This is a genomic window from Flavobacterium enshiense, from assembly GCF_040750275.1.
GTDB classification, from domain to species: domain Bacteria; phylum Bacteroidota; class Bacteroidia; order Flavobacteriales; family Flavobacteriaceae; genus Flavobacterium; species Flavobacterium enshiense_B.
Genome location: NZ_JBDOCV010000008.1, coordinates 161,014 through 187,670, shown reverse-complemented (window position 1 = coordinate 187,670; position 26,657 = coordinate 161,014). Strand labels below are relative to the sequence as shown.

Genomic DNA, 26,657 nt, shown 5'->3' with positions numbered 1-26,657 from the left:
AACTACCACTCATCTATAAAAACAAATCAGTACCCCAAATCATATGAACGTTACCGTTTCTCCTTCTTTCAAGAAGAAAACCACTAAGGCTATTGTCGCCATTATACTTTTTATCGTTACCTATTTAGTTTTGTTTGCCTTGGCATTAGGGCTTATGGCTGTTTGTTTTGTTGGTGCCGGGTATATTCTTAAAGAACATGCATCGTTGGTTACTTTGATTTTAGCCGGAGGTTTGATCGTATTTGGAGTAATGATTGTTTACTTCCTGATTAAGTTCATGTTTAAAACCCACAAAACCGATCTGTCCAATTTAACTCAGATTACCAGAGCGCAGCATCCGGATTTGTTTGCTTTTATTGATGGAATTGTGAAAGAAGTGGGCACGCCATTTCCGAACAAGATTTATATTTCTCCGGAAGTGAATGCCAGTGTGTTTTACGACTCCGGATTTTGGAGCATGTTTTTACCGATTAAGAAAAACCTGCATATTGGGATGGGGCTTGTGAATACCATTACGGAAGAAGAATTTAAAGCCATTCTTGCGCACGAATTCGGGCATTTTTCCCAGAAAAGTATGAAAGTGGGAAGTTATGTGTACAACGTAAACCAGGTGATTTACAATATGCTGTATGATAACGATTCCTATAACAACATTATTACTTCGTTATCGGGTAAAAATACTTTTATTAACTTTTTTCTGGAGTTTGCCATTAAGATTGTGGAGGGCATTCAGTGGATTTTGCGTAAGCTTTATACTCTTGTGAACATTAGCTATATGGAATTATCCCGTGAGATGGAGTTTCATGCCGACGCTGTAGCTGCGAATGTTACAGGGTATTTGCCTTTAAAAGACTCGTTACTGCGTATGGATTTGGCGGATAAGAGTTTTAACAGTGTTGTTAGTTTTTATAACTCTAAAATGAGCGATGCATTTATAAGCGTTAACTTTTTTAAGGAACAACGCTTTGTTATGAACTTCCTTGCCCAAGAAGATGCCATTCCGATTGAAAACGGATTGCCAATGGTTAGCGAAGAAAGCAGCCGTTTTAACCGTTCGCGTCTGGTTATTAAAAACCAATGGGCTTCCCACCCTGAGACTTCGGAACGTATTGCGGCACTTGAAAAACTGAACCTTGTAAAAGAACTTCCGGAAAAAAAAGAGGCTAAATTATTGTTTTCGGATACTGAAGCTTTACAACAAAAACTAACTAATGCCATTTTTGCCGGTGTGGTGTATGAAAAAGAAACCACAGCTTACAACCTTGCGGATTTTGAACGCGAATTCGTAAATTATTATGATTCCCTGACTTTCGACAAACGCTATAACAATTACTACGACAATAAAAACCCCCTGCCGTTTCCGTTGGATGCCGTTGCAGGTATGGACAGCAACGAAGATGCATTGTTTAAACAAGAGAATGTTGACCGGGTATATGACCATTTAGCATTGCAGAATGATGGTTATTTGTTGGATGAGATTACCAACAAGAGTTATAAGATTACCACTTTTGATTATGAAGGAATAAAATACCATGCTAAAGAAGCTGCCAATGTAAAACTGCGCAATGATGCTATGCTAACAACGCTGGAAAAAGAGATACTGGAGCATGACAAGCGTATTTATGCCACATTTTACAAAAAAGCCCAAGCACAGTTGAAAGCCGACGAGTACCGTGGATATTATGAGCGCTTTTTTAATTATGATAGCTTGTATGACGAGCGTTTTAAACTTTACAGCGATTTGATGGAAAGTTTACAGTTTACCGCGGAAACCTTGCCTTATAATGTAATTAATGCAAAATTTAAAAAGGTTTTGATGCTGGAAAAGGATATGAAAGCGCAGCTTAAAGCATTGATTAACAATCCTGTTTTTATGTTGGAGCTAACCAATGAGCTAAGGGATGATATCAATAAATACCTTTCTAAAGATTACATTTATTTTGACACGGATACTTACATTAACGAAAATGTGGATTTGTTAATGCAAATGATTCATAATTTCCAATACCTGAACCACAGAGGATTGTATTTAATGAAACAGAATTTACTTAAGTATCAGGCTGGTTTGATGGATTAGTATGAAACACGGGCAGGATGTTCGCGTTAGTGGTAGAATGATTCTGAATTTGCTGTTAGTTTCTTTGTGTGGGTTTTGGAGACGGGTTTGAAACCCGTCTGTACTTGGGCTTTTGGAGTATTAAAAATATTGCAGATTCAATTCATTATTTTAATAGTATTATAAAAAAAGAGGCCTAATCGCCTCTTTTTTATTTATTGTATTTTCTTCAACTCCTTCACCACAGCTTCCCCAACTGCATGTGCCGATTGCGGATTCTGCCCCGTTACCACACGCTGATCAACCGCAACATGCTCCTGCCATAATCCTGACTTTTCGAATTTTGCACCGCGAGCAATTAATTGTGTTTCCAAAGCAAATGGCACTATGTTTTCCATTTTTACGGCAGCTTCTTCTTCATTGGTAAACGCATTGATTTTTTTGCCGTCTACCAAATACTTACCGTTACTTAGCTTGATGTTTACCAAACCTGCCGGGCCGTGACAAACTGCGCTTACGATACCGTTGTTTTCATAGATTTTAGCCGCTATTGTTGCGATTTCTTTATTATCGGCGAAATCCCACATCGCTCCGTGGCCGCCGGCATAAAAGATAGCTGCGTAGTCTTTCGGATTTACTTCGGAAGGCTTCATGGTGTTTTCTACTTTGTTATGATACGTCTTATCTTCCCAGAATTTTTTGTTGATCGGATCGGTTAAGTCGAAACCGTCTACGGGTGCCTTCCCTCCTTTCGGACTTACAAAATCGATTTCATAACCGGCTTGCTGTAAAACATCCCAAGGATGCGTTACTTCGCCTAAATAATAACCGGTAGCTTCGCCAGTACTGCCTTTTTTGTCATGACTGGTTACTACAAATAAAATTTTCTTTTTCATATTGGTTGCTTTTTTGGTTTGTGCTGTTGCTGATGTGCCGGAAAACGCAATAACGCCTGCCGTGATTAACATTAGAACAGTTTTTAAATAATAACTTAGTGTTTTCATACGGTTTTCTTTTAAAGCGTTGCTAAGGTTGTGTTTATAAATACCAACTCTTCGGGTTGGAATACTACTTCCAGTGCTTTGGCGTTGGACTCTGCCTGTGCTGCGTTTCTTGCTCCTGCCAATGCTGAAGTAATGCCTTGCTGCTGAATGGTCCAGCCTAATACCAATTGCGATAAGCTTATGTTTTTACTTTCCGCGATTGTGGTGATTTTTTCTAAAAACGACTTTACTTTTTCTGAATCGTGCTGTTTGAAATACCCGTTGCGGTGGTCGTCTTGTTTTAATATTTTATCAGCTAAATATTTACCGGTTAACAAGCCTCGTTCCATTGGGCTGTAGGCAATGATTCCGATATTTTGCGCAGTGGTGAAAGGTACCAACTCCTGCTCTATTTTCCGGTTCAGCATACTGTAGGCTACCTGATTGGAGGCTAATAGCGTGGTTTGTTCCGCTTCCTGTAATTGGGCTATGTTGTAATTGGAAACACCAGCGGCTTTTATTTTTCCCTGTTGTTTTAGCAGTTCGATGGCTTCCATGGTTTCGTTGATTGGCGTTGTGACATCGGGCCAATGCAGTTGGAGTAAATCGATGTAATCCGTGTGGAGTCTTTTCAGGCTTTCTTCTACTTCTTTAATTACATTCTGTTTTGAGGCAAATTTGTAGACCGGCAGGGCACTTCCGTTATGGCTGACGTCGAAAAAGTAATCGCCTTTTCCTTGGTTGCTGCCATCCCATACCAATCCGAATTTGGTTAAGAGTTGTACTTTACTGCGGTCTTTGCCTTTTAAAGCTTTTCCGATTACCGTTTCACTTAAACCCAAACCGTAAAAAGGTGCGGTATCAATACTGGTTACGCCGTTATCGATAGAGGCGTGAATGGCTTCTATGGAGTCTTTCTCTTCGTTTCCGCCCCACATGGTACCTCCTATGGCAAAGGTTCCTAAGGCTATGGGCGATATTTTTAAATTTGATTTTCCTAAATTTCTATTCATGGTATTCTTTTTCGATTGAGTTATTTTCTTGATATTCTTGCACTTATTAAAGTTACGACAATTGCCGCAGCTACCAGCAAAGCACCTACCCAAGGTGTGGCTTCCAGTCCTAAGGATGACTCCACTACCAGCCCTCCGGCATATGCTCCAATGGCGATTCCTACGTTAAAAGCGGCAATATTAAAGGCGGAAGCGACGTCTTCTGTACCAGGTAAATATTTTTCAGATAATTGTACTACATAAAGCTGTAACCCGGGCACGTTAGAAAAAGACAGTGCTCCCATGATGAACAGGGTTATAATACCTAAAACCGGATCGCTGGCGGTAAACGTGAAAACCAATAAGGCGATGGTTTGCAGAACGAACATCCACAAGAGTGCTTTTAACGGTTTTTTGTTGGCTACTTTTCCGCCTACCAGATTTCCGATAGCAATGGCGATACCGTACAATACTAAAACGATGTTTACCATTGCTTCGGATAATCCGGTGATTTTCTGAAGGATTGGCGACAGGTACGTGAACGCTACAAACGTTCCGCCATAGCCTAAAGCGGTCATTAAAAAAGCTAATAGCAATCGGCCGTTGGTAATTACTTTAAACTGGTCTTTCAACGACACTTTTTCTTCGTTTTTAATTTGATCGGGTACTAAAATCCAACTGGAAATCAAACCGATAATGCCTAATAAGGCTACTCCGATAAATGTGGCTCTCCAACCGAACTGCTGTCCTATAAAGGTTCCGAAGGGCACTCCGGTTACAATGGCTACTGTTAATCCGGTAAACATGATGGATATGGCGGAGGCTCTTTTATCTGCCGGTACTAAAGCTGCTGCTATTGTTGATCCGATGGAAAAGAAAACCCCGTGGGCAAATCCGGTAATAATTCGTGCTATGACTAAGGTGGTAAAACTCGGAGCAATGGAAGCCAGTCCGTTTCCGATGATGAACATCAGCATTAAATAGATAAGGAGTTTTTTTCTGTGGATGTTACTGGTTAAAGCGGTTAAAACAGGTGCTCCAATAGCTACTCCGATGGCATATAAACTAACTAATAATCCTGCGGACGGAATGCTGATGTTCAAATCGGAAGCTACGGTTGGTAATAATCCGACGATGACAAATTCTGTGGTGCCGATTCCGAAAGCGCTAATGGTTAACGCCCATAAAGCGGCGGGTATTTTTTTTGTGGTACTGCTTACTGTAGCAGTGGTGGCATACGTTGTCGATTTCATATTTGTATTGCTAAAAATTAACGATACAAAGTTCCGTCGGCAGCGGTTAACAGACGATGAGGTAGGTCAATGTTTTGAAGTGATGTAGATCACTTTTTGTGTTCCTCTAAAAACGACTCAAGGTTTCACGGGTTACGCCTAAATAGGCCGCTAATAGCTTTTTAGGAACTCTTTGGACAAGCTTTGGCATTTTTTTGATGAGGTTGTTGTAGCGTTCTTCGGCTGTTTCGGTAAGCAGGGAAAGGATGCGTTGCTGCAATGCAATGTACCCATGATGGGATTTTATCCGGAAGAAGTTAGTCATCTTCGGGATTTCATGACATAAGTGTTCCCTGTCTTCGAGTTTCAGGCAAAAGAACTCGGAATCTTCGATACAGTCTATAAAAATAGTCGCCGGTATTTTGTTCTGAAAGGCATTGAAATCGCTGGTCCAGTATTGTTCCATGGCAAACTGCAGAATGTGTTCTTTGCCGTTGCTGTCTATGGCGTAGGCTTTAGTCAATCCTTTAATGATCCAGTATTCGCAGGGAACCAATTGTTCTTTTTGGATTAAGAACTGGTGTTTTTTAAGGGTTCGATGTGTGAAAAATGGTGCTACTACGTTCCATTCGGCATCGGTTAGTTCGCAGATTTCTTCGATGTGTTTGCGCAAGGATTGGTAATGTTGTTCCATAGTTTAAAAGTATTTCAAAAAGTAATGCCGGCAAAATTTCTTTGTGAAATATATTGTTTTTAAAATAAATAATTTGATAGATTTGTCCTACAAATTAATATAAATGTGTGATATCGCGTGTAGACGCATAAAGATGCGTAGAGATATGTAGAGACAGGTTTGAAACCCGTCTGTACTGATGATTGATGATTGATGATGATGATTATAAATAATAATTTCAAATAATAGATTTTAATAAATAATTCAAGCCAAATAAATAAAATAAATGCCATGAAAAAATTTAAGAATAAGTACCGCATTGATACCGCCCGAGCCAAATGGTGGGATTATAAAAATGAAGGGCTGTATTTCATTACTATTTGCACCAAAAATCGCAAGCATCTGTTTGGTTTTGTAAAAGACGGCGAAATGATTTTAAATGAATACGGTAAAATCGTATTGGATTGTTGGCAGGATTTGCCAAATCATTATCCCAATATTGTATTGGATGAATTTTGTATTATGCCTAATCATATTCATTGTATTGTGGGGGTGGATAATTCGGTATTTTCCGATTATTCCGATTATTCCAATCATTCCGTTTATTCTGTAGAGACGGGTTTGAAACCCGTCTGTACATTACCCGTCTGTACATTACCCGTCTGTACATTGTCCGTCTGTACATTGTCCGCCAAGGAAGTAAAAATTCACGGTGTATTCGAATTTATACGTGCATTAAAATCATTTTCATCGCGAAAAATTAATGAAGTTCGAAATTGTAAAGGGGTTTCTAATTGGCAGGAACGGTTTCATGATCATATAATCAGAAATGAAAATGAATACAATCGGATAAAAAATTATATTGTTAATAATCCAAAAAAATGGGATGAAGATTCTTTCTTTTCGGAATAAATCCCCAGTAGTTGTTACATCTGCCTTGAAGAAGCTATTATGATAATAACAATTCTTTTTAGAAATTGATTTGAATACAAATTAGATGCAAATAAGATGCTCGCGCTGAAAAAAAGCAAAAGCCTCAACTGTCAAACTGAAAAGGTTTTCCTCACCTGCCCGGCATTCGGAACCCAATTACCAAAGCAGAGAAAACGGTTAATACACCAATTAGCAATACTGCATATTCTACTCCAAACCAATCTGCGGTTATCCCGGATATAATGGCACCAAAGGCGTATCCTAAATCGCGCCATAAACGAAAAGTGCCAATACTTTCAGCACGTTGTTTCGGACTGGTGACTTGGGCTATCGTAGCTAAAAAGGTAGGGTAAACCAATGCTGTACCAAAACCCAAAACGGCTGAAAGTGCTGCTAAAACTATAAAACTGGTGCTGTAAGGGAGCAAAAGTATGGCAAATCCCTGTAGCAACATCCCCCAAAATAACATGGCTTTTTTGGAATAATGATCGGACATTTTTCCGGTGAAAAGTTGCCCGATTCCCCATACGGTAGGATAAATTGCGGTGATAATACCAATGTTTTCCGTATTGTAATGAAGAGAAACTAAGATGATTGGCAATAATCCCCAAATCATACCGTCATTAAGATTATTGATTAATCCTGCCTGGGTAACGGAACTTAGGGTTTTGTTCTTAAACGTGGTTTCGATAAATACGTTCTCTAAATGAGCTGTAGTGTCGGTACTGCTTTCTTTATGCACGAATACCCGGGTGTCTTTTACCCAAACAGCCGTCAACAAAAAACCGAGAATCGAAATTACAATCCCAATATAAAACGGATAAGGGGTAACGCCGTACTGATGGGCGATATAACCGGTCAGGAAAGCAATCACACCTACCGCAAAATACCCTGCAAACTCATTTAATCCCATGGCCAAACCACGGTCTTTCTCTCCTACCAAATCGATTTTCATCACCACGGTACTACTCCAGGTTAAGCCTTGACTGATTCCTAAAAGTACATTCGCAAAAATAACCCAACTCCAACTGGGAGCATAAATTAACAGAAACGGTATGGGCATGGCCAAGAGCCAACCGAACAGCAAAAGGTTTTTACGCCCATATTTGTTGGCCAGTTTTCCGGTAAAGTAATTGGTAAAGGCTTTGGTTATCCCGAAAGCCGTGATAAATGATAGTATTGCCGTTTTAGAAGCCACACCGAACTGACTGTGGGCAAATTCAGGAAAAATACTGCGCTCCATCCCTATCATACCTCCTACAAAAGCATTGATAATAACAAGTATGGTAAATTGTCTCCAATTTTCTTTCAGCCCGAGTTGTATGTTTTGTGTTGTCATTTATCTTATCAATCTTGACTTGCAAATATAGTTTGTGATTTATTCTTGATTCGTAATAAAAGTTACATAAAATTTCGAGGCATAATGTTGGACTCTAAAAAATTAAAATGGTTTAAAAATGACTTCGAAAATTTTAACCAAAACTTTGAGAAAAGGACTATTTAGAAAGCGTTAATTAACCAACTTACTGATTTACTGCTTTTTACTTTTTCGTAAATTTGTAAATCTCATCGTCTTGTACATGCAAAACTTATATTCCATAGCAATTTCTCCACCGGATGACGTGATTTCCTCGGTTAAACACATGAAGGAAGACCTGAATAAAGAGGTGGGCTGGTTCAATAGCAAGAACTCGAAGGCTCATATTACTATAAATGAATTCAAATCGTCAGAATTACAATTGGAAAACATCAAAAAACAGCTTACCTATATCTGTAATGGCTTTGAACCGGTTTCGGTACGTATGAATAGCTTTGGCAGCTATAATAATGGTGCTTTTTATATTGCTCCGGACAATTGCTCCAAAATGTGTTTAAAGGCCATTATGAAACATTTGAACAATTCGCTATGCATTGAAGAGAAAAAAACAAGCAACGATCCGCATATGTCCATCGCCAGACGTTTGTCCCCACAAGCGCTGGGAAAAGCGAAAGAAATGTTTAATGAAGTGGATTTTCGTTTTATGTGCGATCATGTGGTAATCCGACAGTTTAACCCCGACATTAAACAATTCGAAATTATTGAACGCTTTCCTTTTAACAATAAACCTAGTTATTCACGAGGAACTTTGTTTTAAATTTGTGTTTTAAATGCTGAACACTCAATAACCGCAACTACATTATGAAGCAACTTTTATTAATTTCCCTGTTTGCCTTGTTTACTATTGCCTGCACGTCTACAAAACAAACTGCTGCTACCGAAACCAACACGGCTTCCTACTTTAAAGCTACCGGTAACGAGCCTTTTTGGGGATTGACTATTGGGGATGCGGAAATTCAGCTGAAGTCTTTAGCGGATGACAAAACTTATATTTTCCCACAAACGGCTCCCATTATAGCAATGGACTCCAACGTGAAAATGTACCGCACGGAAAATGCCGAAGCAAAACTTGAAATAACCATACAGCATACGGAATGCACTAACGATATGTCTGGAGAGAAATTACCCTATACTGTTAACCTTCGATTAGAAAAGAAAAGCGGAGTAACAGAGCAATACAAAGGCTGTGGAAATTATCAGCTTCCTACCCGTTTTCACGATATTTGGGTGCTGGAAACCCTTAACGGAAAAAAGGTAACGGCTTCCGATTTTGCCAAACAAATCCCATATTTCGAGATTGATGCTAAGAATAGCAGCTATACCGGTTACGGCGGCTGCAACGGTATGGGCGGCATATTGTTTTATGAACCGGGCATTTTACGTTTTGAAAGAGGAATGAGTACTTTAATGTACTGCGGTGATTCCAACAAAGAGAATGAATTCCAGAATGCTTTAGGCAAAGTGACGCAATATGAATTTAAAGATTTGCGTTTAGTGCTTTCTAATCCAAACGGTGTTTTAGTGGTTATGAAGAAAGTGGATTAAGGTATCCTAATACCATTTCCCATCCACATAATACCACTGCTCGCCTTCTTTTTTAAAAGTGGATTTTTCATGATGATTATGCGGTTGCAGGCTGCTGTCCAAATAATAGGCTTTAAATTCGACAACATTTTCGGTTGCTTTTACGATTTCCAGCCTTACCCAATGGTTTTCAGTAGCAAAGGCTAAAATGTCTTTTTTGTTGTGATGCTTTCGGGTAGAAATGTGCGTCGTGGCAATTAAATAATCGACATTTTTAAGACAATAAGCCGTATATCGCGAACGCATTAAAGCTTCTGCGGTTTGGGGCTTAGTTTTTCCGGTGATGTGGGGTTCGCAGCATTCGGAAAAGGGTTTTTCGGAATTGCAGTAACAGTTTTGATTCATTCTTTTACTTTTGTCTTGACACAAATCTACGATTCAACGAACACCAAATCAAATTTAATTCATGTGAGTTAAAAGTAACAAAAGGTCAAGACTTGAACGCTCCTCCTAAAAAATAATAACAATTCCTAAATTATCCGAACTCGCTAGCGCTCAAACAGCGGATAATTCTTAACGGAATTGTTATTATTTTTCTTAACGGCTACGCGTTCTTAGGTCGAAAAGTGCTTTGATTTACGTTTTGTTTTAGTTGTTTGTAGGGTCAACGTTTAGCTTCTGATGCAACTGATTTAATAGCACTTGGTATTTACTGATTTCGATCAATTGCTCGTCTTCTTCCGCGTGGTCTAATAATTCGTCTAAGATTTCGCTGGCGTCAACGAGCTTATTGTTAGCGGCTTTTAAATCTTTAGCAGCGATTAAATCGATTATTTGCTGCACGGTTATTTGTAATTCGGTGAAGTTGATTTCCATAAAAAACTGTTTTTGCAAAGGTATTGGTTTCTTTTTACAAACAAACACCTTTATCAGAACCCAATGATTCGTTTCAAACTAGTAATAATGATAACAATTCCCACTAAAATCATCAAGGCTTTGACTGGAACTTTGTTCGCTAAATAAGCACCTATCGGGGCTGCAATAACCCCACCTAAAATCAAACCGATGATTACCGCCCAAAACGAAAAACCAATGGTCGCAATAAAGGTGAACGAACTCGCCAATGCCACAAAAAACTCCGCTAAATTAACGGAACCAATAGTATAACGCGGGTTTTTACCACTGGCAATTAAAGTTGTTGATACAATCGGCCCCCAACCACCGCCGCCAATAGAGTCCAGAAAACCACCCAATCCGGCTAACGGAAACAATCGTTTTATCTTCTTGCGGGTTTTGTCTTTGTTCAACGCTTTTTTGATGATGATGATACCCAGAATTAAGGTATAACCGGAAACAATCGGCTTGATATAATCGTTATATTCTTCAAAACTGGTTAAGAGGTATGCACCTAAAATTGCTCCCAAGACACCCGGAATCAACAAGTTTTTAAACAATTTAGAGTTAACATTACCGAATTTCAGATGCATTAGCCCGGAAACCCCGCTGGTAAACACTTCGGAAGCATGCACACTCGCGCTGGAAGCGGCCGGAGAGATCCCGAACGACAACAGAAAACTCGTCGCGGTTACCCCATACGCCATTCCTAAAGCGCCATCAATCAACTGGGCTACAAAACCGGCTAAGATGAACCACATGAAATTTTCATCTACATTCCCAATCAGATAATCTGCGAAGGAACCGATTTCAACAGGATTCGCCACTTGTGCCAGCAAATAGCCCGTTACAATAAGGGAAGGAATACTGAATCCGTAAATCCATAAACGCAAATTGCTGATTTTTAAGCGGCCTTTTTTTAAGGGCTGTTTGTCCTCTACTAAAGAACTTGTTATTGCATTGAGTTTTTGGACTTTATCACTAAAATCCCCTTTGAGATAACTTCGGATATCTTCCAGATTTTCAATACTTTCATTGAGATTATCCGGGATGCTTTGTTCAAAAACTTCGCGTAGTCGTTTGGAAACCGTTGGGGATTTTCCGTTAGTGGAAATAGCGATTTTCAGATGGCCTTTTTTCACAATTGACCCTAAATAAAAATCACACAACTCCGGCTGATCGGCTGCGTTAACCAATATTTTTAAATCATTCGCTTTTTGTTTGATTTCGGCATTTATCGTTTTATTGTTCGTGGCTGTAATGACGAAATCGGTTTCCTGCAAATCCGTTGCTTCGAATGGACGTTCATGAAAAATGATATGCGGATTTTGTGCTAAAACCGTTTTGAGTTTAGACGAAATTTCAGTAGCCACCAAAGTTATATTCACGGAAGCATTCTGTCGCAATAAGGTTTCGGTTTTCTCCAAACCCACATTACCGCCTCCAACGATTAAAAATCGGGCAGTTTCTGTTTTTAAGAAGACCGGAAATAACGTATTACTCATGTTTTTTCTTTTTTAGATTTAGATTGTGGAATACCGAAAAACGAACAATGTCCCGATTGTAAAAATCCACGCCCGATTTTTGCTGCTGAAACCAGTTCATATACCCTACTTCTACTGCATATTTTGGGCTGAAAGCATAATTCAGTGCCAGATAAATACGATTCTGATCGAAAGTATTTTTCACGATTTTAGAACCGAAATTCAACATTACTTCATCTTTTACTTTTACAATTACTTTTTCCTGATCCTCTTTTTTGATAACCGGGATATCAAAACCTAACTGATAGCGGAATCGGAAATTCGAAAACCGGTACCCGCCAACCAATTCATTATTTTCAACATCATGGAAGAAACGGGCTTCGGCTTTGTAACGGTGTGAAATCGTCATAAAAGACAGTTTCTGTTTGTTGTTGAAACCCAAATCGGGACGTAACTCCGGAACCATCAAATTGCTTTCTGATTCTGGATTGTTCGGACTTTGCAAAAACAAGGTCATCCCTGCTGAAACGCTCCAGTTTTCCACTAGTTTTCGTTCCAAATTCGTTCTGAAAACCAACTGGTGCTGTGCCGAAGGATTAATAAACTGTCTCTCCTGAATTTCACTTTTCAAACTCCATTTTTCATTAAAAATCAGCGAATTGTAATACCCGTACCACAATAAAGTTTGATGTGTAACTCTCTTTTGCGCCTGAACATTTAACTGTAAAAGCAAGACAATCAGCAGGAATTTAATTTTTACTGATAATCGTTCGGAAGGCAAAATCTCCAAAGGTTTCGTTTTCATGCTTTTCTTTGGTGTAGCGCTCCAGGAGCTGATCTACTTCGGTTAAAATTTGTGCTTCCGTTTGTTTTTCTTTATATAACTGATTCAGTCTTTCGCCGTAACGATCGCCGCCCAACATAAAGTTGTACTGTCCGGGCCCGGTTCCAATAAAGCCTAATTCGGCCACATACGGTCTTCCGCAACCATTAGGACAACCCGTCATTCTGATGGAGATTTCTTCATGCTGAAGCTGGTACTTCTCTAATATCGGTTCTATTTTCGTGACCAATTCTGGCAAATAACGTTGGGCTTCGGCAAGGGCTAAAGGACAGGTTGGCAAGGCCACACACGCCATCGAGTTTTTGCGTAGGGCACTATCCTGTTTGTCGATTTGGTGTTTTTCCAACAAGGCTTCCACGTTTGCCTTATCCTGCTCTCGGATTTCCCCTAAAATCAAATTCTGATTTCCTGAGAAAATGAAGTTCGAGACGTTTAGTTGTGCCAGTTCGTACAAAAACTGTTTCTGATACGGCTTTACTACCCCGTGTTCTACAAAAAGTGTGTAAAACCATTTTCCTTCATGGCTTTGCTCCCAACCGAAACGGTCGCTTCTCTCGGTAAACGTAAAAGGCTGCTCGGGCAACAATTCAAAACCGATACGGCTTTCCAGTTCTTTTTTGAAACCTTCTACCGTTAATTTGTCCACGGTATATTTCATGCGGGACAGCTTTCGATCCACACGGTTTCCAAAATCCCTTTGAACGGTTAGGATTTCATAAACAGCTTTCAGGGTCTTCTCTTCCGTATCCGTATAACCGATGATCGAACCCAAACGGGCATAGGTATTCGGATTTCCGTGCGTGGTGGCCAATCCCCCTCCTACGGCAATGTTAAAGCCTTTTAATTGGTTGTTTTCGATGACTGCAATCAGTCCGATATCATTGGTAAACACATCCACATCGTTACTGGGCGGAATAGCAATGGCGATCTTGAATTTTCTTGGCAGATAACGGTCTTCATACAACGGATCCGCTTCGGCAGAACGTTCGTAAATCTTTTCCCCATCGATAAATACTTCATAATACGACTGGGTTTTGGGTAACAGCAAGGTCGAAATCTTGTCGGCATAAGCATGAATCTCCTTGTGTAAAGGCGATAATTGCGGATGCGAACTGGCAATCACGTTTCGGTTCACATCCCCACAAGCGGCAATGGAATCCAGTTTCGCGGTATTGAACGCCTGAATGGTCGGGCGCAGCTGATGCTTTAACAAGCCGTGCAACTGAACGGTTTGTCGCGTCGTTATTTTAAGAGTTCCCGTCCCATACTGTTCGGAAATCTCGTGTGTGGCCAACCATTGTTCGGCATTAATAACACCGCCGGGTATGCGCAAACGAATCATGAACGAATACAGTTTGTCCAGCTTCTTTGCGGCTCTTTCTGCCCTACGGTCGCGGTCGTCTTGTACATACATGCCGTGAAACTTTACTAAAGTCTCATCGTCCGGGCGTACGTTCCCGGTAAAATTGTCTAAATCGATACTCTCTTTTAAAGTTCCTCGAAGCCCGTCACTCTTGGCTTTTATGGCTTCTATTGGGGATAATTTTTCGCTCATTGTTTTTTTAGCTGTTGGCTATTAGCGTATAGCTATTAGCTGGATTATTAATAAATATCTTTTGGGTAACTCCCGGCTGATTCCAAATCTTCTACTACTTACTTTGTATTCTCTTTACTGAATTCTTCTGTGCTATCTGTTTGATTTTATACGTTCTGAACCTCTTTGACCACGTTATCTGACGTGTTTTAATACACTTCGAACTACTTTTAATACGTTACCTGACGTGTTTTAATACATCCAGAACCACTTTTAATACGTTACCTGACGTATTTTAATATGTTCCGAACCACTTTTAATACGTTACCTGACGTATTTTAATATACTCCGAACCAATTAATACACATCCTTTTGATATTTACCGGCGGTTTCCAAATCTTCTAAAACCTGTTTTGCTTCTTCTTTACTGATATTCCTTTCAGAAGCAATCACTTCAATTATGGTGTTCTCGACATCGGTGCTCATGGGGTTCTTTTGCCCGCAGATGTATAATGAAGCACCACTTTCCAGCCACTCGTTAAAATCTGTGGCCTTTTCACGGATTCGATCCTGCACATAGATTTTTCGCTCCTGATCTCTTGAAAAAGCAGTATCAAAATGGGTCAACAAGCCGGAAGCGATCCACTCCTGAATTTCAGTCTGGTAGTAAAAATCCAAGGCAAAATGCTGCTCTCCGAAGAAAAGCCAGTTTCTGCCCTCTGCCCCTTCGGCATCACGGTGCGCCAGGAAACTTCTGAAAGGAGCAATTCCGGTTCCGGGTCCAATTAAGATGATGTCTTTATCCTCGGCAGGCAATTTGAAATTGTTGTTCTTGTGGATATAAAACTCGATCTCACCTTCGGTTGGAAAATCGGCTAAGAATTGGGAACACAAGCCTGTTTTAAGAGTTCCGTCGATGGAAAACGTATTCTTATTTACTGTAATATGCACTTGTCCATCATGGGCGTTCACGGCGGAAGAAATCGAATACAGTCGAGGTGCGATCGGATGTAACAACGTTAGTACATCTTCAAAAGAAACGGTCTCGGGTTTTGGATATTTCTTTAGGATATCGACTAAATCTGCTTTTTCTTCCGTAATGGAAACTCCAAACAAGCCGGAAAGTAATTCGAGTGATTTTTTACCCAAACCACGTATATTTTTATCAAATAACACTTCTTTTTGGGTGTTTTTATCAAAAAATGAAACAATTTCAACAATTTCCTGTTCGCTGTTTTTAGGATAAAATCCGATAGCATCTCCGGGCTCATAAACCAATTCTTCGTTTGGTATAATCTCGATATGATAGGTTTCTTTATTAGAACCTCGGTCGTTCAAAACGATTTTGTGCGATACGATGCCTTTGAAATTCTTCTTATGACTTGTTACAGCTGTTCCAGCTTTGTTCGATACTACCGAAGCTGAGGCATTACTGCCTGCAAAAGCATTTTTTAAATCGGTCTCCCATTGGGTCACGACCGGTGCAAAATCCACATCGGCTTTTACTAGTGGCAATAGACGCTTAGCGCCTTTTTCGACCAGCACCTCATCCAATAAAACGCCAGCATTACAGAACAGCGGATAAGACGAATCCCCCAAACCTAAAACCGCGAAATTCAGTTGGTTTAGTTTGGCTTCAGAGGCTTTCAGCTTTTCATAGAACCCAACGGCATTTTGCGGAAACTCCCCTTCGCCCTGCGTACTTACGATAAAGAGTACCAAGGTTTCTTTCTCCAATTTGGTCACATCAAACTGGAAAATATCCGTCGATTTCGCTTGGATTTTGTTCTTCTTAAAATTAGCCAACAATTGCGTGGCTATTTTTTTGGCGTTCCCGGTTTCAGTACCATATACAATAAGCGGTTTCACGGCTACTGCGGTTGGTGTTTCTACTGGTTGCACTCCATTGTTTTGTGCCGAGAGAAAGCCTGCCAAATAGCCTTTGGTCCAGATGATTTCCTCTTTACTGGACTGTGCCACCAATTGTTGTAATAAGGTTAGTTTCGTATCAGATAGCATTTTGAAATAGTGTTTTATGGTTATCGAAATAGGAATCGGAAGTGTTTTGCTCCTTTATCCATTTATAGTCCTGATGAAGATTGACAACCTCCCCCACCAATATCAGTGTCGGTACGTATTCAAAATCTGGAAGCGGCTTGGTTTTCAAGTCTTCAAAAGAGAATACCGTGGTTTTCTGATTGGGTGTTGTGGCTTGTTGTACAATGGCAATGCCTTTAGCAGCATCGATGTTGTACTCCAATAAAATTTGGGTCAGATCGTTCAGGCGTTGCCCGCTCATGTAGAATACCAACGTATCCGAAGTTGAAGCCCAATCCTTCCACTGGCTTGGCGCGACCGTTTTTAAATCGTACAGCGTTAAAAAGCGAACCCCGCGGGAATATCCTCTTGCGGTTAGCGGGATACCCGTATAGGATGCAGCTCCGAATGCCGCCGAAATACCCGGTATAATTTCATAAGGTATATTGCTTGCTTTCAACACTTGTAGTTCGTCCAGGATATTGGAAAACAACATCGAATCACCGCCTTTCAATCGCAACACCAGCTTCCCTAACAAGGCAAACTCCACCATAAGTTCGTTAATGTCTTCCTGCGGGGTATGAATTCCTTTGGAACATTGCTTCCCCACATAGATAACTGTTGCCTCTTTACTGGCATATTCTTCAATAAGTTCGGGCGACACCAAACGATCGGTTAAAATCACTTCTGCCGACTGGAGGTATCGCAGCGTTTTAAGGCTAATCAGCTCAGGATCACCCGGCCCTGCCCCTGCTAAAATCACTTTTCCTTTATTTAAATACTTCATGTTTCTTTTAAAATTAGGCATGAGAATCCCCTGCTCGCTTGAAAAAGCAAGAAAAAATCACACAGTCTGTTACTTGATTTTTAGAACAATCCTTCTATGGAAAGATAGCGTTCCCCAGTGTCATAATTGAACGTTAGCACGTTAGCTCCATCAGGAATTTCACTGATTTTCTTGGCTACCGCCGATAAGGAAGCTCCAGTGGAAATACCCACAAGAATCCCTTCTTCTTTGGCAATTTTTCGGGCATTTTCGAATGCTTCGTCTCGCCCTACCTGAATGACCTCATCAATTAAATTGCTACTGTAAATTGATGGAACAAATCCAGCTCCGATACCTTGCAATGGATGTGGTCCCGGGGAACCTCCGCTCAATACTGGTGACAATTCCGGTTCTACCGCGATAACCTTTAGGTTCGGGAATTTCTTTTTCAGAACTTTAGCCGTTCCGGTAATGTGTCCTCCCGTTCCTACTCCTGTGATTAAGTAATCCAAACCTTCCGGGAAATCGGCTATGATTTCTTGAGCGGTCGTTTTCTCGTGTACTTCAACATTGGCAGGATTGTCAAACTGTTGCGGCGACCAGGCGTTCGGGATTTGGCTTACCAGTTCGTTGGCTTTTTCAATAGCGCCTTTCATACCTTTCTCCCTTGGGGTCAGTTCGAATTGTGCCCCGTAGATTTCCATGAGTTTTCTGCGTTCCACACTCATCGATTCCGGCATTACCAAAATTACTTTATACCCTTTTACCGCTGCTACTAATGCCAGTCCGATACCGGTGTTTCCCGAGGTTGGTTCTACAATTACGCTATTGGGTTTTAGGATGCCTTTTTGCTCTGCATCTTCTATCATCGCCAGCGCAATTCGGTCTTTGATACTATTTCCCGGATTTGATTTTTCCAATTTGATCCATACGTTTTTATTGGCTCCAAAGAGCTTGTTTATTTTTACTACCGGCGTATTGCCGATGGTTTCTAAAATGTTTGTTGCCTTCATTTTTATTATTTTAATTTAGTTGTTCTTTATTTAAATGACAAAGTTTAACGGTTCCGGAAACTTTGCCTTGCTCTTAATAATGATCTCACTCTTATGATACACTAAGGATTTATCCGGTATCGAGTTGGTGATCCAAACGTTTCCTCCAATGATTGAATCGTCTCCTATTATAGTTGCTCCGCCTAAAATGGTCGCATTAGCATAGATCGTTACATTGTTCCCGATAGTGGGATGGCGCTTGGTTTCTGCTTTGTCTTTGCTTACGGTAAGCGCTCCTAAAGTCACGCCTTGGTACATCTTGACCTCATTCCCGATTACTGAGGTTTCCCCGATTACAATTCCCGTTCCGTGATCGATAAAAAAACGTTCCCCTATTTTTGCTCCCGGATGAATGTCTATCCCGGTTTTGCTGTGCACATATTCCGAAATCAACCGTGGTAAAACCGGTACTTTATTTTCCCAGAGCTCGTGTGATATCCTGTAAATGGCGATGGCGAAAAAACCCGGATACGAAACCAAAACCTCGCTTCGGGATTTGGCAGCCGGATCGAATTCAAAAACCGCTTCCAAATCTTTTTCCAGTTTGGCGTGTATTTCGGTTAATCTTCCAAAAAGCAACACCACAAGCGTTTGCGCTTTAGCAGTATCATCCAGAACGTTTGTAAGCAAATCGATTAATTCCTGTTTCAATTCTTCTTCTTTGCTCTGAAAAAAATCGTAGTTGTCGTATGCATCTCCTATCGAGAATAACCAGTTGAAAACCGCTTCTGTCCATAGCACAACCTTTTGTTTGTCGGGCAGTTTTCGTACTTTCTGTTTGTTGCGCTGAAAAATCAATTCTCCCATTACAAAAACATTAAGGCGCCTACGGTATTGAATGTGGTCTCATCTATTAAAACCGCATTTCCGTTTTTCGAGTTTTCCTCAAAAGGATCAAAGAACAAAGGTTGGTTGGTGCGTAAGGAAATCTGTCCGATGTCGTTGAGTTTGATTTCTTCGGAAGCGCCAAATTCCCAAGTGTTGATGTCCCATTTTTGATCAATGGACTGTATTTTTACCCGAACCGTTTTAAAACGATGCTGTAAAAGATAGGTCTTTCCGATTTGCAACGCATTGTGATCCAACCAGCTAATCCAGGTTTTAATCTCGTTGGATGTTTTTGGAAGCTCATCCGTCTTTACAATGCTATCCCCACGACTGATATCGATGTTATCCGATAGATGCAAGACAATATTTTCTCCGGCGATGGCTTTTTCAATTTCCTTCTGATGTTTCTCAATTTTGGTAATCGTAGTTTCAATTCCGGAGGGCAATACTTTGACCGAATCACCTACCTGATAACTTCCGCTCAAAACCTGACCGGCATACCCTCTGTAATCGTGGTGTTCGTCGTCTTTCGGACGAATAACCCATTGCACCTGAAAACGGGACGCCAGATTTTCTTTGGTCTGGATTTCAATGTGCTCTAGAGTACTCAGCAACGTATCGCCTTCAAACCAGGGCGTTCGCTCTGATGTTTCTACGATGTTATCGCCAACTAACGCACTTACGGGGATATACGCGATTTCATCATAGTTCAAATCGCCTTTAATGGCTTCGAAAGCGTTCTTGATATCGTTGAAAATAGTCTCGGAATAGTCCACCAAATCAATTTTATTAACAGCGATAATTGCTTTTTTGATTCCCATTAACGATCCCACCGAAGCATGTCTTTTGGTTTGGAACGTGATTCCTTTTCGGGCATCCACCAAAATGATGATCAAATCGGAATTGGAAGCGCCGGTAATCATGTTACGCGTATATTGCTCGTGACCGGGCGCATCGGCAATGATAAACTTTCGCTTTTTGGTGGAGAAGTATTTGTAGGCTACATCGATGGTAATGCCTTGTTCTCTCTCGGCACGCAAACCGTCGGTGATTAAGGACAAATCGATTTCGACTCCTTCCTGTTTGGTCTGCTTTTGTAAAACGCCTAACTGATCGGTATGTATACTGTCGGAATCGTATAGCAAACGACCAATCAAGGTGCTTTTGCCATCGTCTACGTTTCCTGCGGTTATAAATTTTAATGTATTCATTTGAGTTGTGAATTATAAGTTATGAATAGATTTTAGAAATAGCCTTGTTTTTTTCGGTCTTCCATCGCGGCTTCCGAAAGTTGATCGTCCAAGCGGGTTTGTCCTCGTTCACTGATTCGGGTTTGGAGGATATCCTCAATAATATCCTGAATCGTAGCAGCTTCTGAAGGAACGGCTGCCGTACAGGTCATATCACCAACGGTTCGGTAGCGTACTTTTTCCACCACTACTTCATCGGTTGGTAAAGGCTTGATGAAATCGGAAGTAGCTACTAATTTGTCCTGATGTACAATGCATTCTCTGTCGTGGGCGAAGTACAAACTCGGTAATTCAATATTATTTTGCTGAATATAATTCCACACATCCAGCTCCGTCCAGTTGCTGATTGGGAAAACGCGCACGTTATGACCTTTTTCAATCTTTCCGTTTAGGATATCCCACAATTCCGGGCGTTGCAGTTTTGGATCCCATTGTCCGAAATCGTCCCTAACGGAGAAAATACGCTCTTTGGCTCTGGCTTTTTCTTCATCACGTCTTGCTCCACCTATGCAGGCATCGAATTCGTTTTCCTGAATAACATCCAAAAGCGCATAGGTTTGTAAAGCATTTCGAGACGGAAAACGGCCTTGGGTTTCTTTCAGGTTGTATTTTTTGATGCTTTCTTCCACCGAAGCCACGATGAGTTTTTCGCCTATTTTTTCTGTTAGATAATCGCGAAAAGCAAGGGCTTCCGGAAAATTGTGTCCGGTATCAACATGGACTAATGGAAACGGGAATTTCCCCGGACGAAAGGCTTTCAAAGCCAAGTGTACCAAGACAATCGAATCTTTTCCGCCCGAGAAAAGCAAGGCCGGTTTCTCAAACTGTGCGGCCGTTTCACGAAGGATGTATATCGCTTCGTCTTCCAATTGATTTAAATAATTTGTTGTATTGCTCATCTGAATTATAAATTATGAGTTATGAATTATGAACTGATCACTGAATACTGCTTACTGAATACTACCTATGCAATCCGCATTCTTTCTTGGAAGCATCTTCCCACCACCAACGTCCTGCTCTGAAATCTTCACCTTCTTTGATGGCTCTTGTACAGGGAGCACATCCGATGCTGATAAAACCTTTATCGTGCAAAACATTGTAGGGGATTCCTTTTTGAGCGACGTATTGCTTGACTTCTTCCGTTGTCCAATGCAAAAGCGGATTGAATTTGTAGAGTTGGTATTGCTCATCCCATTGCAGAATTTCCAGTGTATTTCTGTTGGGAGAATGTTCGGCTCTTAAACCGGTAATCCATACAGCTGCGCCTTTTAACGCTCCTTGCAACGGCTCCACTTTGCGAATGTGACAGCATTGTTTGCGCAATTCCTGGCTTTCGTAAAACGGGTTGATACCTTTCTCATTGATGAAACTTTCCAAGGTATTTGCCTGCGGATAATAGGTCTTAATGTGCTTGTTGTACTGTAATTCCGTTTTATGCCAAGTCGAATAGGTTTCCTGAAACAATCTTCCGGTATCAAGGGTAAACACTTCGATATTGTTTAGGTTTTGTGTGAAAACGGCATCGGTAATCAACTGGTCTTCAATCCCGAAACTGGTAGAAAACACGATTTTACCGGAAACATTCTCGGCTAAGAACCGCAAACTTTCCTCGATGGTTTTGCTTTGATTTAATTGTTTTATAAACTCAGTTTTCATTGTTTTTTATTTTGATTCTTAACGTTTGGATATAAAAAAAGCCCCTTGAGATCAAGAGGCTTACGTTTTTAAATTTGATTATTTACAGCAAATAATACAACAGACGGCCTCTTGCGAAGTTTCGCATACAACACATCATCATCATACAAGCTGCAGATGTTGGTAAAATTGTTGTTAGGGTCGTAATTGTATTCATGTCTATTTTTCTATTTTCTAAAATATGGTGCAAAAAAAAACTCCTCAATGACTTGAGGAGTTTTGCTTTTATATTGTAAATGTTCTAAACATTAACGCGTAGCATATAACCCCTCAATTGCTGAGCAGCACATACACATCATCATGTTTTTAACTTGGTTTTTCATTTTTTTGGTTCTTTTGAACACTGCAAACCTATAAAGTTTTTTTTAGCTGACAAAATGTTTTTTTGAAAAATAATTACTTTTAGTTTATAACACCCTGTTTTTGATACATTTTAAGCGACTTTAATTTTGTTTCATTGCAGAATATTCAAGAAAAGATGTAATTCCTTTATTTCAGATTCAAAACCTTACTTTTGCGTTATGGATTCTTTAACCCAAATAGCATTAGGCATTGCCGTTGCAGAAGTATGTGCAGGCAACGAACTTAAAAACCGTGTGTTTTTATACGGAGCCATATTAGGCACCATTCCTGATTTGGATGTTTTGGTCGGGAAGTTTCTAAATCCAGTCGATGGCGTTATGATTCATAGGGGATTGAGCCACTCTTTGTTGTTCCACCTCTTACTCGCCCCTTCGTTAGGTTGGCTAATTTTTAAATTAGAAAAGAACAAGATTAGTTTTAAAAAAACTGTATTAATGGCTTTTTTGTGCCTGTTTACTCATGCAATACTAGATTGGTTTACCACTTGGGGAACACAGTTACTCTGGCCTCTTGAAAACCGTTTTTCTTTAAAAACTATTTTTGTAATTGATCCGCTGTATACTATACCGCTTGTTTATTTCTTAATTAAAATCTGGAAAACCAATCAAATTGAACTCAGAAAAAAACATGTCCGGATGGGACTTATGATTAGCTCTGGTTATCTGCTTTTGTCCTGTTTTATAAAACTGTACGCATTACATCAATTTAAAAAAGAGGCTGATAATCAAAAAATTAATTATTCAGAAATTATCGTAAAACCCAGTCCGTTCAATCTGATTTTGTGGAATGCCAATATTGACACCAAAGAAGCCTATTTGATTGGGGACTACTCTCTTCTTGACAGCCAGCCAATCGTTTTTCGGAAATATCAAAAAAATCATAACCTAGAACGAATGCTAAAAGGAAATAATGATTTTGAAAAATTGAAAACGATAAGTGAAGGCTGGTACCTTGTTCACGAAAGCAAAGGTAATTTATACTTTAACGACTTGCGTTTTGGTCTTTTAGACGATAACCCAAAAACGCCAAAATTTGCATTTAGCTATCAATTTATACAAGGCAAAGAGGGTTTAAAAGCAATCGAGGCTCCAAAAGACCGTAAGGATGCAAAATTGCTCCTCAGCAAAATGTTTACCCGTTTGAAAGGTAATTAACCTCGTAATAAATTAATGCTCACTGTAGCATAATCCGTATGCGGATATTTCTTAAAGTACTGCATTTCAGTGAACAAACCGGCCTCTGCAGCAACTTTATGCATCACATCAATTTCCACTATATACTGATCTGAAAATCCATGTGTGGCATCATAAGCCGTTGCAGCCGTGCTTCCTAGATTGGCAGCGGTCAAATTAGGTGAAACAGTGTGCAGTTCAATCATCAACAAGCCGTATTTGTGTACATAGGGCGACCATTTCAGAAAGTGTTCCAGCAAATTGTCTTCCACCTCATTATTGGTTAAATGTCTACCACGATGCACAAAGGCTCCGGTTGAAGTACTTTCCCTTCCGGATGTTATGGTTTTAGGCTCTTCCCAAATGCGATTATGATCCAAAAAAGTCCTTACGTTTAATAAATCTTTTAAATCGATATTGTAATTTTCCTGTAAATCTGAAGCCAATCCCTCCGGATTTCCTATATCGCCCCAGATTACTTTCGCCCAGATATCAGCTTTAATAAGATTGGCCCGGGTAACTTTTAGCGCCGCTTGGTTATAATCGGCTCCAACTAAAAATAACGGGTGTTCGTCTAACATTTTGCCCCGAATGGTTTGTCGTTCGATTACATTGAAAATATGCTCCAAAAATGCACCATTACCACAGCCCATATCCAAAATTCCCTTTGGTTGCTCGTGAATCGGTTTGTTAAATAATTCGATAATGATATCGTCAATCACTTTAAAATAAGTAGCATGTGCTCCACCACTACCCCATACGTTCATCTCTCGGTTCACATGGATTTCATCCTGATTTGGGGCAATGTCACGCATTTCGTTCGGATCACCAAATAAAAGGCTTTCCATGTGTTTGAACATTGGAAGATACGAAACGGTTACACCATACGCTGATGCTCTTTTAGCAAAAAACAATCCATCTTCGGTAAATTGGTAATTGCCTTTTTTTTCCGTAAACCATCCCAAGTGAGTAAAGAAGTTCAACATTATTGTAAAAGCTTCGGGATTCTTGTGAAACTCTTCGGCTCGAAAAGAGGTTTCCATAAAGTATTTGTGAAACATGCCGCTCATTCCCAAGCTAACGATCAGCGGAGCTACCAGATAGCCCTCGATGTGCATCAAAACCTGCTGTTGGAGTATTTTCTTCTCCTCGTCAACCTCCAAAACCAAACCAAACTGATTTTTGTATTGCTGAAAAAGAGGTTCTAATTTCTCAATACTATCTGCCGTTATGCTATTGGCAGTAAAAACATCTGTCGTATTAAGCAGTGACACTATATCGTTATACAACGGAAACAAAGAAAAAGCAAATGCTGTTTTACTGTTGGTTTCCACCGTTACAATATTCGTGGCATTATCTGCATTATACTCCAAAAAACCTTGCGAGGCCAGCATCCGAAGTGCTACATTCATATAGCCTTCATTAGCTTTGAATTGCACGGAAACTTCAGTTAAAGTGGTTTTCTTTACTTTCTGCAAATAATCCAAAACACCTTTATCTTTTAAACTAATGGCAACTGGTGCAATGGTAATACCATCTAAATGGCGGAAAATGGATTCGCGGAGTTTGGTTTTTGGTATCATGTTGAGAATGTGTGTATTCTCAAATTTAAGTATTTTTTTATTATTTTTCTTTTGTCTTGACACAAAAGAAACAAAAAGTCAAGACAGAGAACACTCCACCTAAAAATTTGAAAGACTTTCTAAATTATCCGAACTCCCTACGATCAAACAACGGATAATTCTTAACGGAAGTCTTTAAAATTTTCTTAACGGTTACGTGTTCTTAGGTCGAAAAAGGCTTTAATTGAAGTTTTTCTTTTACTGTTCTTATGCCAAAAACCTTTATTTTAATTTATTCCTGTTTGTTTTGATTGACATTGGATTGCTTGATGATGGCTTTCAGTTTTTCCTTCCGGAGTTGTTCGGCTTCTTTTTCTTTGGTTTTCTTCTGATCGACTTTCTTTTTATGTGCCAGTCGGTTGGTTTCGTTACGACGTCCCATTATACTGAATAGTTACGTTTGATTTCAATAAACGATGCGTTGGATGTAACCAATTGTTGTACAATCTCTTTTCGCAGTTCATTGATATCGTTAAAATTAAGGTATTTTGCCCAATTATCTGTAGCCAACACTTCATTAAGTGTCCGGATGGTTTTTGCAGTTTCTGACGCATTACGAAGTTGTGCTTTTCCATTGTAATTCGGGTTAAATTTATGCTGAAAAGTAACTTCATTCGTTTCCCAATTCACTTCAACGTAAAACAGGTTTTCCTGCTCGTTATTCGGATAAAAGTCTGTCCAATTTGCATACCCTACTTTAACACGTTGATTTACAAGTTTACTGTCGGATTGCAGTCGCCAACGGCAATTAGCGGCTCTGCCCCAATGATTTGAAACTCTGTACACTCCTGCTTCCGTAAAATAATAGGTGCTTCCCGAATTGCTTTTGTGATTTAGCTTAAGATGTTCAATATCAATAACTGGCACTTCTTTAAATACGCAAAAGGTATGCTTGTGAAAATTAAATTTATTGTAGGTTTTAGACATAAATTCGATTATTGTGCGGCAGTATTCATCAGGTACGATGTCAGTTGTTTTATTTTTCCGTTATGCATCTGAAAAACATCACAAAATACTAAATTCAATACTTCACCTGTTTTCATTTCACATTGAACGGTTCCTTCGGCTACCACAATATCGTTTTCTTCTACCATTCGGATTACTTCAATAATTGGTTTTCCGACGAAATTCTCGTTTTCGATTTCTTTATCAAATGCTTCTTTACCGGATATCGTGAAAGAGCCGGGAATGTGCCAGGTTACATCATCAGTAAGACAGGACAAGATGACTTCGTGGTCTAGGACTTTGAAGGCTTCCATGTAGTCTTGGACTGTTTTTTTGTTTGGTGTCATAATAAGGCTTTCTGTTTATCAAAATTACTTTATTTTCATTTATTATTTATCTT

Annotated in this window: 26 protein-coding genes; 5 read left to right on the top strand and 21 right to left on the bottom strand. The window is 39.9% G+C overall.

What is annotated here, in order from left to right:
• Positions 1-43: 43 nt before the first annotated feature.
• Complete coding sequence (locus tag ABGT15_RS12720) at positions 44-2,077, top strand: M48 family metallopeptidase (RefSeq protein ID WP_367231824.1); 2,034 nt, start codon at positions 44-46, stop codon at positions 2,075-2,077.
• Positions 2,078-2,271: 194 nt separating this feature from the next.
• On the opposite strand, the gene ABGT15_RS12715 is transcribed toward ABGT15_RS12720, so the two are convergent.
• The 4 genes from ABGT15_RS12715 to ABGT15_RS12700 all read right to left on the bottom strand — a co-directional run bounded on the left by ABGT15_RS12715 (position 2,272) and on the right by ABGT15_RS12700 (position 5,957).
• Entirely contained in the window at positions 2,272-3,060 is a 789-nt protein-coding gene (locus ABGT15_RS12715) for a type 1 glutamine amidotransferase domain-containing protein (protein WP_367231823.1), read from the bottom strand.
• Between the two features lie 11 nt (positions 3,061-3,071).
• On the bottom strand, positions 3,072-4,052 hold the full coding sequence (locus ABGT15_RS12710; protein ID WP_367231822.1) for an aldo/keto reductase: 981 nt from the start codon (positions 4,050-4,052) through the stop codon (positions 3,072-3,074).
• Between the two features lie 20 nt (positions 4,053-4,072).
• On the bottom strand, positions 4,073-5,284 hold the full coding sequence (locus ABGT15_RS12705) for an MFS transporter (protein ID WP_367231821.1): 1,212 nt from the start codon (positions 5,282-5,284) through the stop codon (positions 4,073-4,075).
• Positions 5,285-5,390: 106 nt separating this feature from the next.
• Positions 5,391-5,957, bottom strand: a complete 567-nt coding sequence (locus ABGT15_RS12700; protein ID WP_367231820.1) for a Crp/Fnr family transcriptional regulator — start codon at positions 5,955-5,957, stop codon at positions 5,391-5,393.
• Positions 5,958-6,227: 270 nt separating this feature from the next.
• On the opposite strand from ABGT15_RS12700, the gene ABGT15_RS12695 reads away from it, so the two are divergent.
• Complete coding sequence (locus ABGT15_RS12695) at positions 6,228-6,848, top strand: transposase (protein ID WP_367231819.1); 621 nt, start codon at positions 6,228-6,230, stop codon at positions 6,846-6,848.
• 151 nt (positions 6,849-6,999) lie between these two features.
• Here ABGT15_RS12695 and ABGT15_RS12690 read toward each other — a convergent pair whose 3' ends face one another.
• Positions 7,000-8,208 carry an MFS transporter gene (locus ABGT15_RS12690; RefSeq protein ID WP_367231818.1) on the bottom strand — a complete coding sequence of 403 codons (1,209 nt, stop codon included), beginning with the start codon at positions 8,206-8,208 and terminating at the stop codon, positions 7,000-7,002.
• A 241-nt stretch (positions 8,209-8,449) separates the two neighbouring features.
• Between ABGT15_RS12690 and ABGT15_RS12685 the strand changes: the two genes are divergently transcribed.
• Positions 8,450-9,004, top strand: coding sequence for a 2'-5' RNA ligase family protein (locus ABGT15_RS12685; protein ID WP_367231817.1), 555 nt, complete (start codon positions 8,450-8,452; stop codon positions 9,002-9,004).
• 44 nt (positions 9,005-9,048) lie between these two features.
• Positions 9,049-9,792, top strand: coding sequence for an META domain-containing protein (locus tag ABGT15_RS12680; RefSeq protein ID WP_367231816.1), 744 nt, complete (start codon positions 9,049-9,051; stop codon positions 9,790-9,792).
• A 6-nt stretch (positions 9,793-9,798) separates the two neighbouring features.
• On the opposite strand, the gene ABGT15_RS12675 is transcribed toward ABGT15_RS12680, so the two are convergent.
• From ABGT15_RS12675 to ABGT15_RS12620, 12 genes are all read right to left on the bottom strand, one after another.
• Positions 9,799-10,176, bottom strand: a complete 378-nt coding sequence (locus ABGT15_RS12675) for a YchJ family protein (RefSeq protein ID WP_367231815.1) — start codon at positions 10,174-10,176, stop codon at positions 9,799-9,801.
• A 243-nt stretch (positions 10,177-10,419) separates the two neighbouring features.
• Positions 10,420-10,647, bottom strand: a complete 228-nt coding sequence (locus ABGT15_RS12670; protein WP_367231813.1) for a hypothetical protein — start codon at positions 10,645-10,647, stop codon at positions 10,420-10,422.
• A gap of 53 nt (positions 10,648-10,700) precedes the next feature.
• Positions 10,701-12,170: a TSUP family transporter gene (locus ABGT15_RS12665; RefSeq protein WP_367231812.1), complete on the bottom strand. Its 1,470-nt coding sequence runs from the start codon at positions 12,168-12,170 to the stop codon at positions 10,701-10,703.
• Positions 12,163-12,954, bottom strand: a complete 792-nt coding sequence (locus ABGT15_RS12660; RefSeq protein ID WP_367231811.1) for a DUF2490 domain-containing protein — start codon at positions 12,952-12,954, stop codon at positions 12,163-12,165. The genes ABGT15_RS12665 and ABGT15_RS12660 overlap by 8 nt, the downstream gene beginning before the upstream one ends.
• Positions 12,899-14,548, bottom strand: a complete 1,650-nt coding sequence (locus tag ABGT15_RS12655) for an NADPH-dependent assimilatory sulfite reductase hemoprotein subunit (RefSeq protein ID WP_367231810.1) — start codon at positions 14,546-14,548, stop codon at positions 12,899-12,901. The genes ABGT15_RS12660 and ABGT15_RS12655 overlap by 56 nt, the downstream gene beginning before the upstream one ends.
• Positions 14,549-14,884: 336 nt before the next feature.
• Complete coding sequence (locus ABGT15_RS12650; RefSeq protein WP_367231809.1) at positions 14,885-16,546, bottom strand: diflavin oxidoreductase; 1,662 nt, start codon at positions 16,544-16,546, stop codon at positions 14,885-14,887.
• Positions 16,536-17,351: a uroporphyrinogen-III C-methyltransferase gene (gene cobA, locus ABGT15_RS12645; RefSeq protein WP_367231808.1), complete on the bottom strand. Its 816-nt coding sequence runs from the start codon at positions 17,349-17,351 to the stop codon at positions 16,536-16,538. The genes ABGT15_RS12650 and cobA overlap by 11 nt, the downstream gene beginning before the upstream one ends.
• A gap of 80 nt (positions 17,352-17,431) precedes the next feature.
• The gene (cysK, locus tag ABGT15_RS12640) at positions 17,432-18,343 is read right to left on the bottom strand and encodes a cysteine synthase A (protein WP_367231807.1); all 912 of its coding nucleotides are present in this window, start codon (positions 18,341-18,343) and stop codon (positions 17,432-17,434) included.
• Between the two features lie 30 nt (positions 18,344-18,373).
• On the bottom strand, positions 18,374-19,189 hold the full coding sequence (gene epsC, locus ABGT15_RS12635) for a serine O-acetyltransferase EpsC (RefSeq protein WP_367231806.1): 816 nt from the start codon (positions 19,187-19,189) through the stop codon (positions 18,374-18,376).
• Positions 19,189-20,421, bottom strand: a complete 1,233-nt coding sequence (locus tag ABGT15_RS12630) for a sulfate adenylyltransferase subunit 1 (protein ID WP_367231805.1) — start codon at positions 20,419-20,421, stop codon at positions 19,189-19,191. The genes epsC and ABGT15_RS12630 overlap by 1 nt, the downstream gene beginning before the upstream one ends.
• Before the next feature lie 32 nt (positions 20,422-20,453).
• The gene (gene cysD / locus ABGT15_RS12625) at positions 20,454-21,359 is read right to left on the bottom strand and encodes a sulfate adenylyltransferase subunit CysD (RefSeq protein ID WP_367231804.1); all 906 of its coding nucleotides are present in this window, start codon (positions 21,357-21,359) and stop codon (positions 20,454-20,456) included.
• Between the two features lie 61 nt (positions 21,360-21,420).
• Positions 21,421-22,116 (bottom strand): phosphoadenylyl-sulfate reductase, encoded by a 696-nt coding sequence (locus ABGT15_RS12620; RefSeq protein ID WP_367231803.1) that lies wholly within the window; start codon positions 22,114-22,116, stop codon positions 21,421-21,423.
• A 560-nt stretch (positions 22,117-22,676) separates the two neighbouring features.
• On the opposite strand from ABGT15_RS12620, the gene ABGT15_RS12615 reads away from it, so the two are divergent.
• Complete coding sequence (locus tag ABGT15_RS12615) at positions 22,677-23,672, top strand: metal-dependent hydrolase (RefSeq protein ID WP_367231802.1); 996 nt, start codon at positions 22,677-22,679, stop codon at positions 23,670-23,672.
• On the opposite strand, the gene ABGT15_RS12610 is transcribed toward ABGT15_RS12615, so the two are convergent.
• From ABGT15_RS12610 to ABGT15_RS12595, 4 genes are all read right to left on the bottom strand, one after another.
• Positions 23,669-25,273, bottom strand: a complete 1,605-nt coding sequence (locus tag ABGT15_RS12610) for a class I SAM-dependent methyltransferase (RefSeq protein WP_367231801.1) — start codon at positions 25,271-25,273, stop codon at positions 23,669-23,671. The two genes, ABGT15_RS12615 and ABGT15_RS12610, sit on opposite strands and share 4 nt — an antisense overlap.
• Before the next feature lie 271 nt (positions 25,274-25,544).
• Positions 25,545-25,694 carry a hypothetical protein gene (locus ABGT15_RS12605; RefSeq protein ID WP_367231800.1) on the bottom strand — a complete coding sequence of 50 codons (150 nt, stop codon included), beginning with the start codon at positions 25,692-25,694 and terminating at the stop codon, positions 25,545-25,547.
• Positions 25,694-26,239, bottom strand: a complete 546-nt coding sequence (locus ABGT15_RS12600; protein ID WP_367231798.1) for a hypothetical protein — start codon at positions 26,237-26,239, stop codon at positions 25,694-25,696. The genes ABGT15_RS12605 and ABGT15_RS12600 overlap by 1 nt, the downstream gene beginning before the upstream one ends.
• A gap of 8 nt (positions 26,240-26,247) precedes the next feature.
• Positions 26,248-26,604: a nuclear transport factor 2 family protein gene (locus ABGT15_RS12595; RefSeq protein ID WP_367231797.1), complete on the bottom strand. Its 357-nt coding sequence runs from the start codon at positions 26,602-26,604 to the stop codon at positions 26,248-26,250.
• Positions 26,605-26,657: the final 53 nt, after the last annotated feature.

Excerpts from the sequence above, each read along its gene's own strand:
- ABGT15_RS12720 (WP_367231824.1), top strand. The coding sequence starts at position 44 with ATGAACGTTACCGTTTCTCCTTCTTTCAAGAAGAAAACCACTAAGGCT.
- ABGT15_RS12715 (WP_367231823.1), bottom strand. The coding sequence starts at position 3,060 with ATGAAAACACTAAGTTATTATTTAAAAACTGTTCTAATGTTAATCACG.
- ABGT15_RS12710 (WP_367231822.1), bottom strand. The coding sequence starts at position 4,052 with ATGAATAGAAATTTAGGAAAATCAAATTTAAAAATATCGCCCATAGCC.
- ABGT15_RS12705 (WP_367231821.1), bottom strand. The coding sequence starts at position 5,284 with ATGAAATCGACAACGTATGCCACCACTGCTACAGTAAGCAGTACCACA.
- ABGT15_RS12700 (WP_367231820.1), bottom strand. The coding sequence starts at position 5,957 with ATGGAACAACATTACCAATCCTTGCGCAAACACATCGAAGAAATCTGC.
- ABGT15_RS12695 (WP_367231819.1), top strand. The coding sequence starts at position 6,228 with ATGAAAAAATTTAAGAATAAGTACCGCATTGATACCGCCCGAGCCAAA.
- ABGT15_RS12690 (WP_367231818.1), bottom strand. The coding sequence starts at position 8,208 with ATGACAACACAAAACATACAACTCGGGCTGAAAGAAAATTGGAGACAA.
- ABGT15_RS12685 (WP_367231817.1), top strand. The coding sequence starts at position 8,450 with ATGCAAAACTTATATTCCATAGCAATTTCTCCACCGGATGACGTGATT.
- ABGT15_RS12680 (WP_367231816.1), top strand. The coding sequence starts at position 9,049 with ATGAAGCAACTTTTATTAATTTCCCTGTTTGCCTTGTTTACTATTGCC.
- ABGT15_RS12675 (WP_367231815.1), bottom strand. The coding sequence starts at position 10,176 with ATGAATCAAAACTGTTACTGCAATTCCGAAAAACCCTTTTCCGAATGC.
- ABGT15_RS12670 (WP_367231813.1), bottom strand. The coding sequence starts at position 10,647 with ATGGAAATCAACTTCACCGAATTACAAATAACCGTGCAGCAAATAATC.
- ABGT15_RS12665 (WP_367231812.1), bottom strand. The coding sequence starts at position 12,170 with ATGAGTAATACGTTATTTCCGGTCTTCTTAAAAACAGAAACTGCCCGA.
- ABGT15_RS12660 (WP_367231811.1), bottom strand. The coding sequence starts at position 12,954 with ATGAAAACGAAACCTTTGGAGATTTTGCCTTCCGAACGATTATCAGTA.
- ABGT15_RS12655 (WP_367231810.1), bottom strand. The coding sequence starts at position 14,548 with ATGAGCGAAAAATTATCCCCAATAGAAGCCATAAAAGCCAAGAGTGAC.
- ABGT15_RS12650 (WP_367231809.1), bottom strand. The coding sequence starts at position 16,546 with ATGCTATCTGATACGAAACTAACCTTATTACAACAATTGGTGGCACAG.
- cobA (WP_367231808.1), bottom strand. The coding sequence starts at position 17,351 with ATGAAGTATTTAAATAAAGGAAAAGTGATTTTAGCAGGGGCAGGGCCG.
- cysK (WP_367231807.1), bottom strand. The coding sequence starts at position 18,343 with ATGAAGGCAACAAACATTTTAGAAACCATCGGCAATACGCCGGTAGTA.
- epsC (WP_367231806.1), bottom strand. The coding sequence starts at position 19,189 with ATGGGAGAATTGATTTTTCAGCGCAACAAACAGAAAGTACGAAAACTG.
- ABGT15_RS12630 (WP_367231805.1), bottom strand. The coding sequence starts at position 20,421 with ATGAATACATTAAAATTTATAACCGCAGGAAACGTAGACGATGGCAAA.
- cysD (WP_367231804.1), bottom strand. The coding sequence starts at position 21,359 with ATGAGCAATACAACAAATTATTTAAATCAATTGGAAGACGAAGCGATA.
- ABGT15_RS12620 (WP_367231803.1), bottom strand. The coding sequence starts at position 22,116 with ATGAAAACTGAGTTTATAAAACAATTAAATCAAAGCAAAACCATCGAG.
- ABGT15_RS12615 (WP_367231802.1), top strand. The coding sequence starts at position 22,677 with ATGGATTCTTTAACCCAAATAGCATTAGGCATTGCCGTTGCAGAAGTA.
- ABGT15_RS12610 (WP_367231801.1), bottom strand. The coding sequence starts at position 25,273 with ATGATACCAAAAACCAAACTCCGCGAATCCATTTTCCGCCATTTAGAT.
- ABGT15_RS12605 (WP_367231800.1), bottom strand. The coding sequence starts at position 25,694 with ATGGGACGTCGTAACGAAACCAACCGACTGGCACATAAAAAGAAAGTC.
- ABGT15_RS12600 (WP_367231798.1), bottom strand. The coding sequence starts at position 26,239 with ATGTCTAAAACCTACAATAAATTTAATTTTCACAAGCATACCTTTTGC.
- ABGT15_RS12595 (WP_367231797.1), bottom strand. The coding sequence starts at position 26,604 with ATGACACCAAACAAAAAAACAGTCCAAGACTACATGGAAGCCTTCAAA.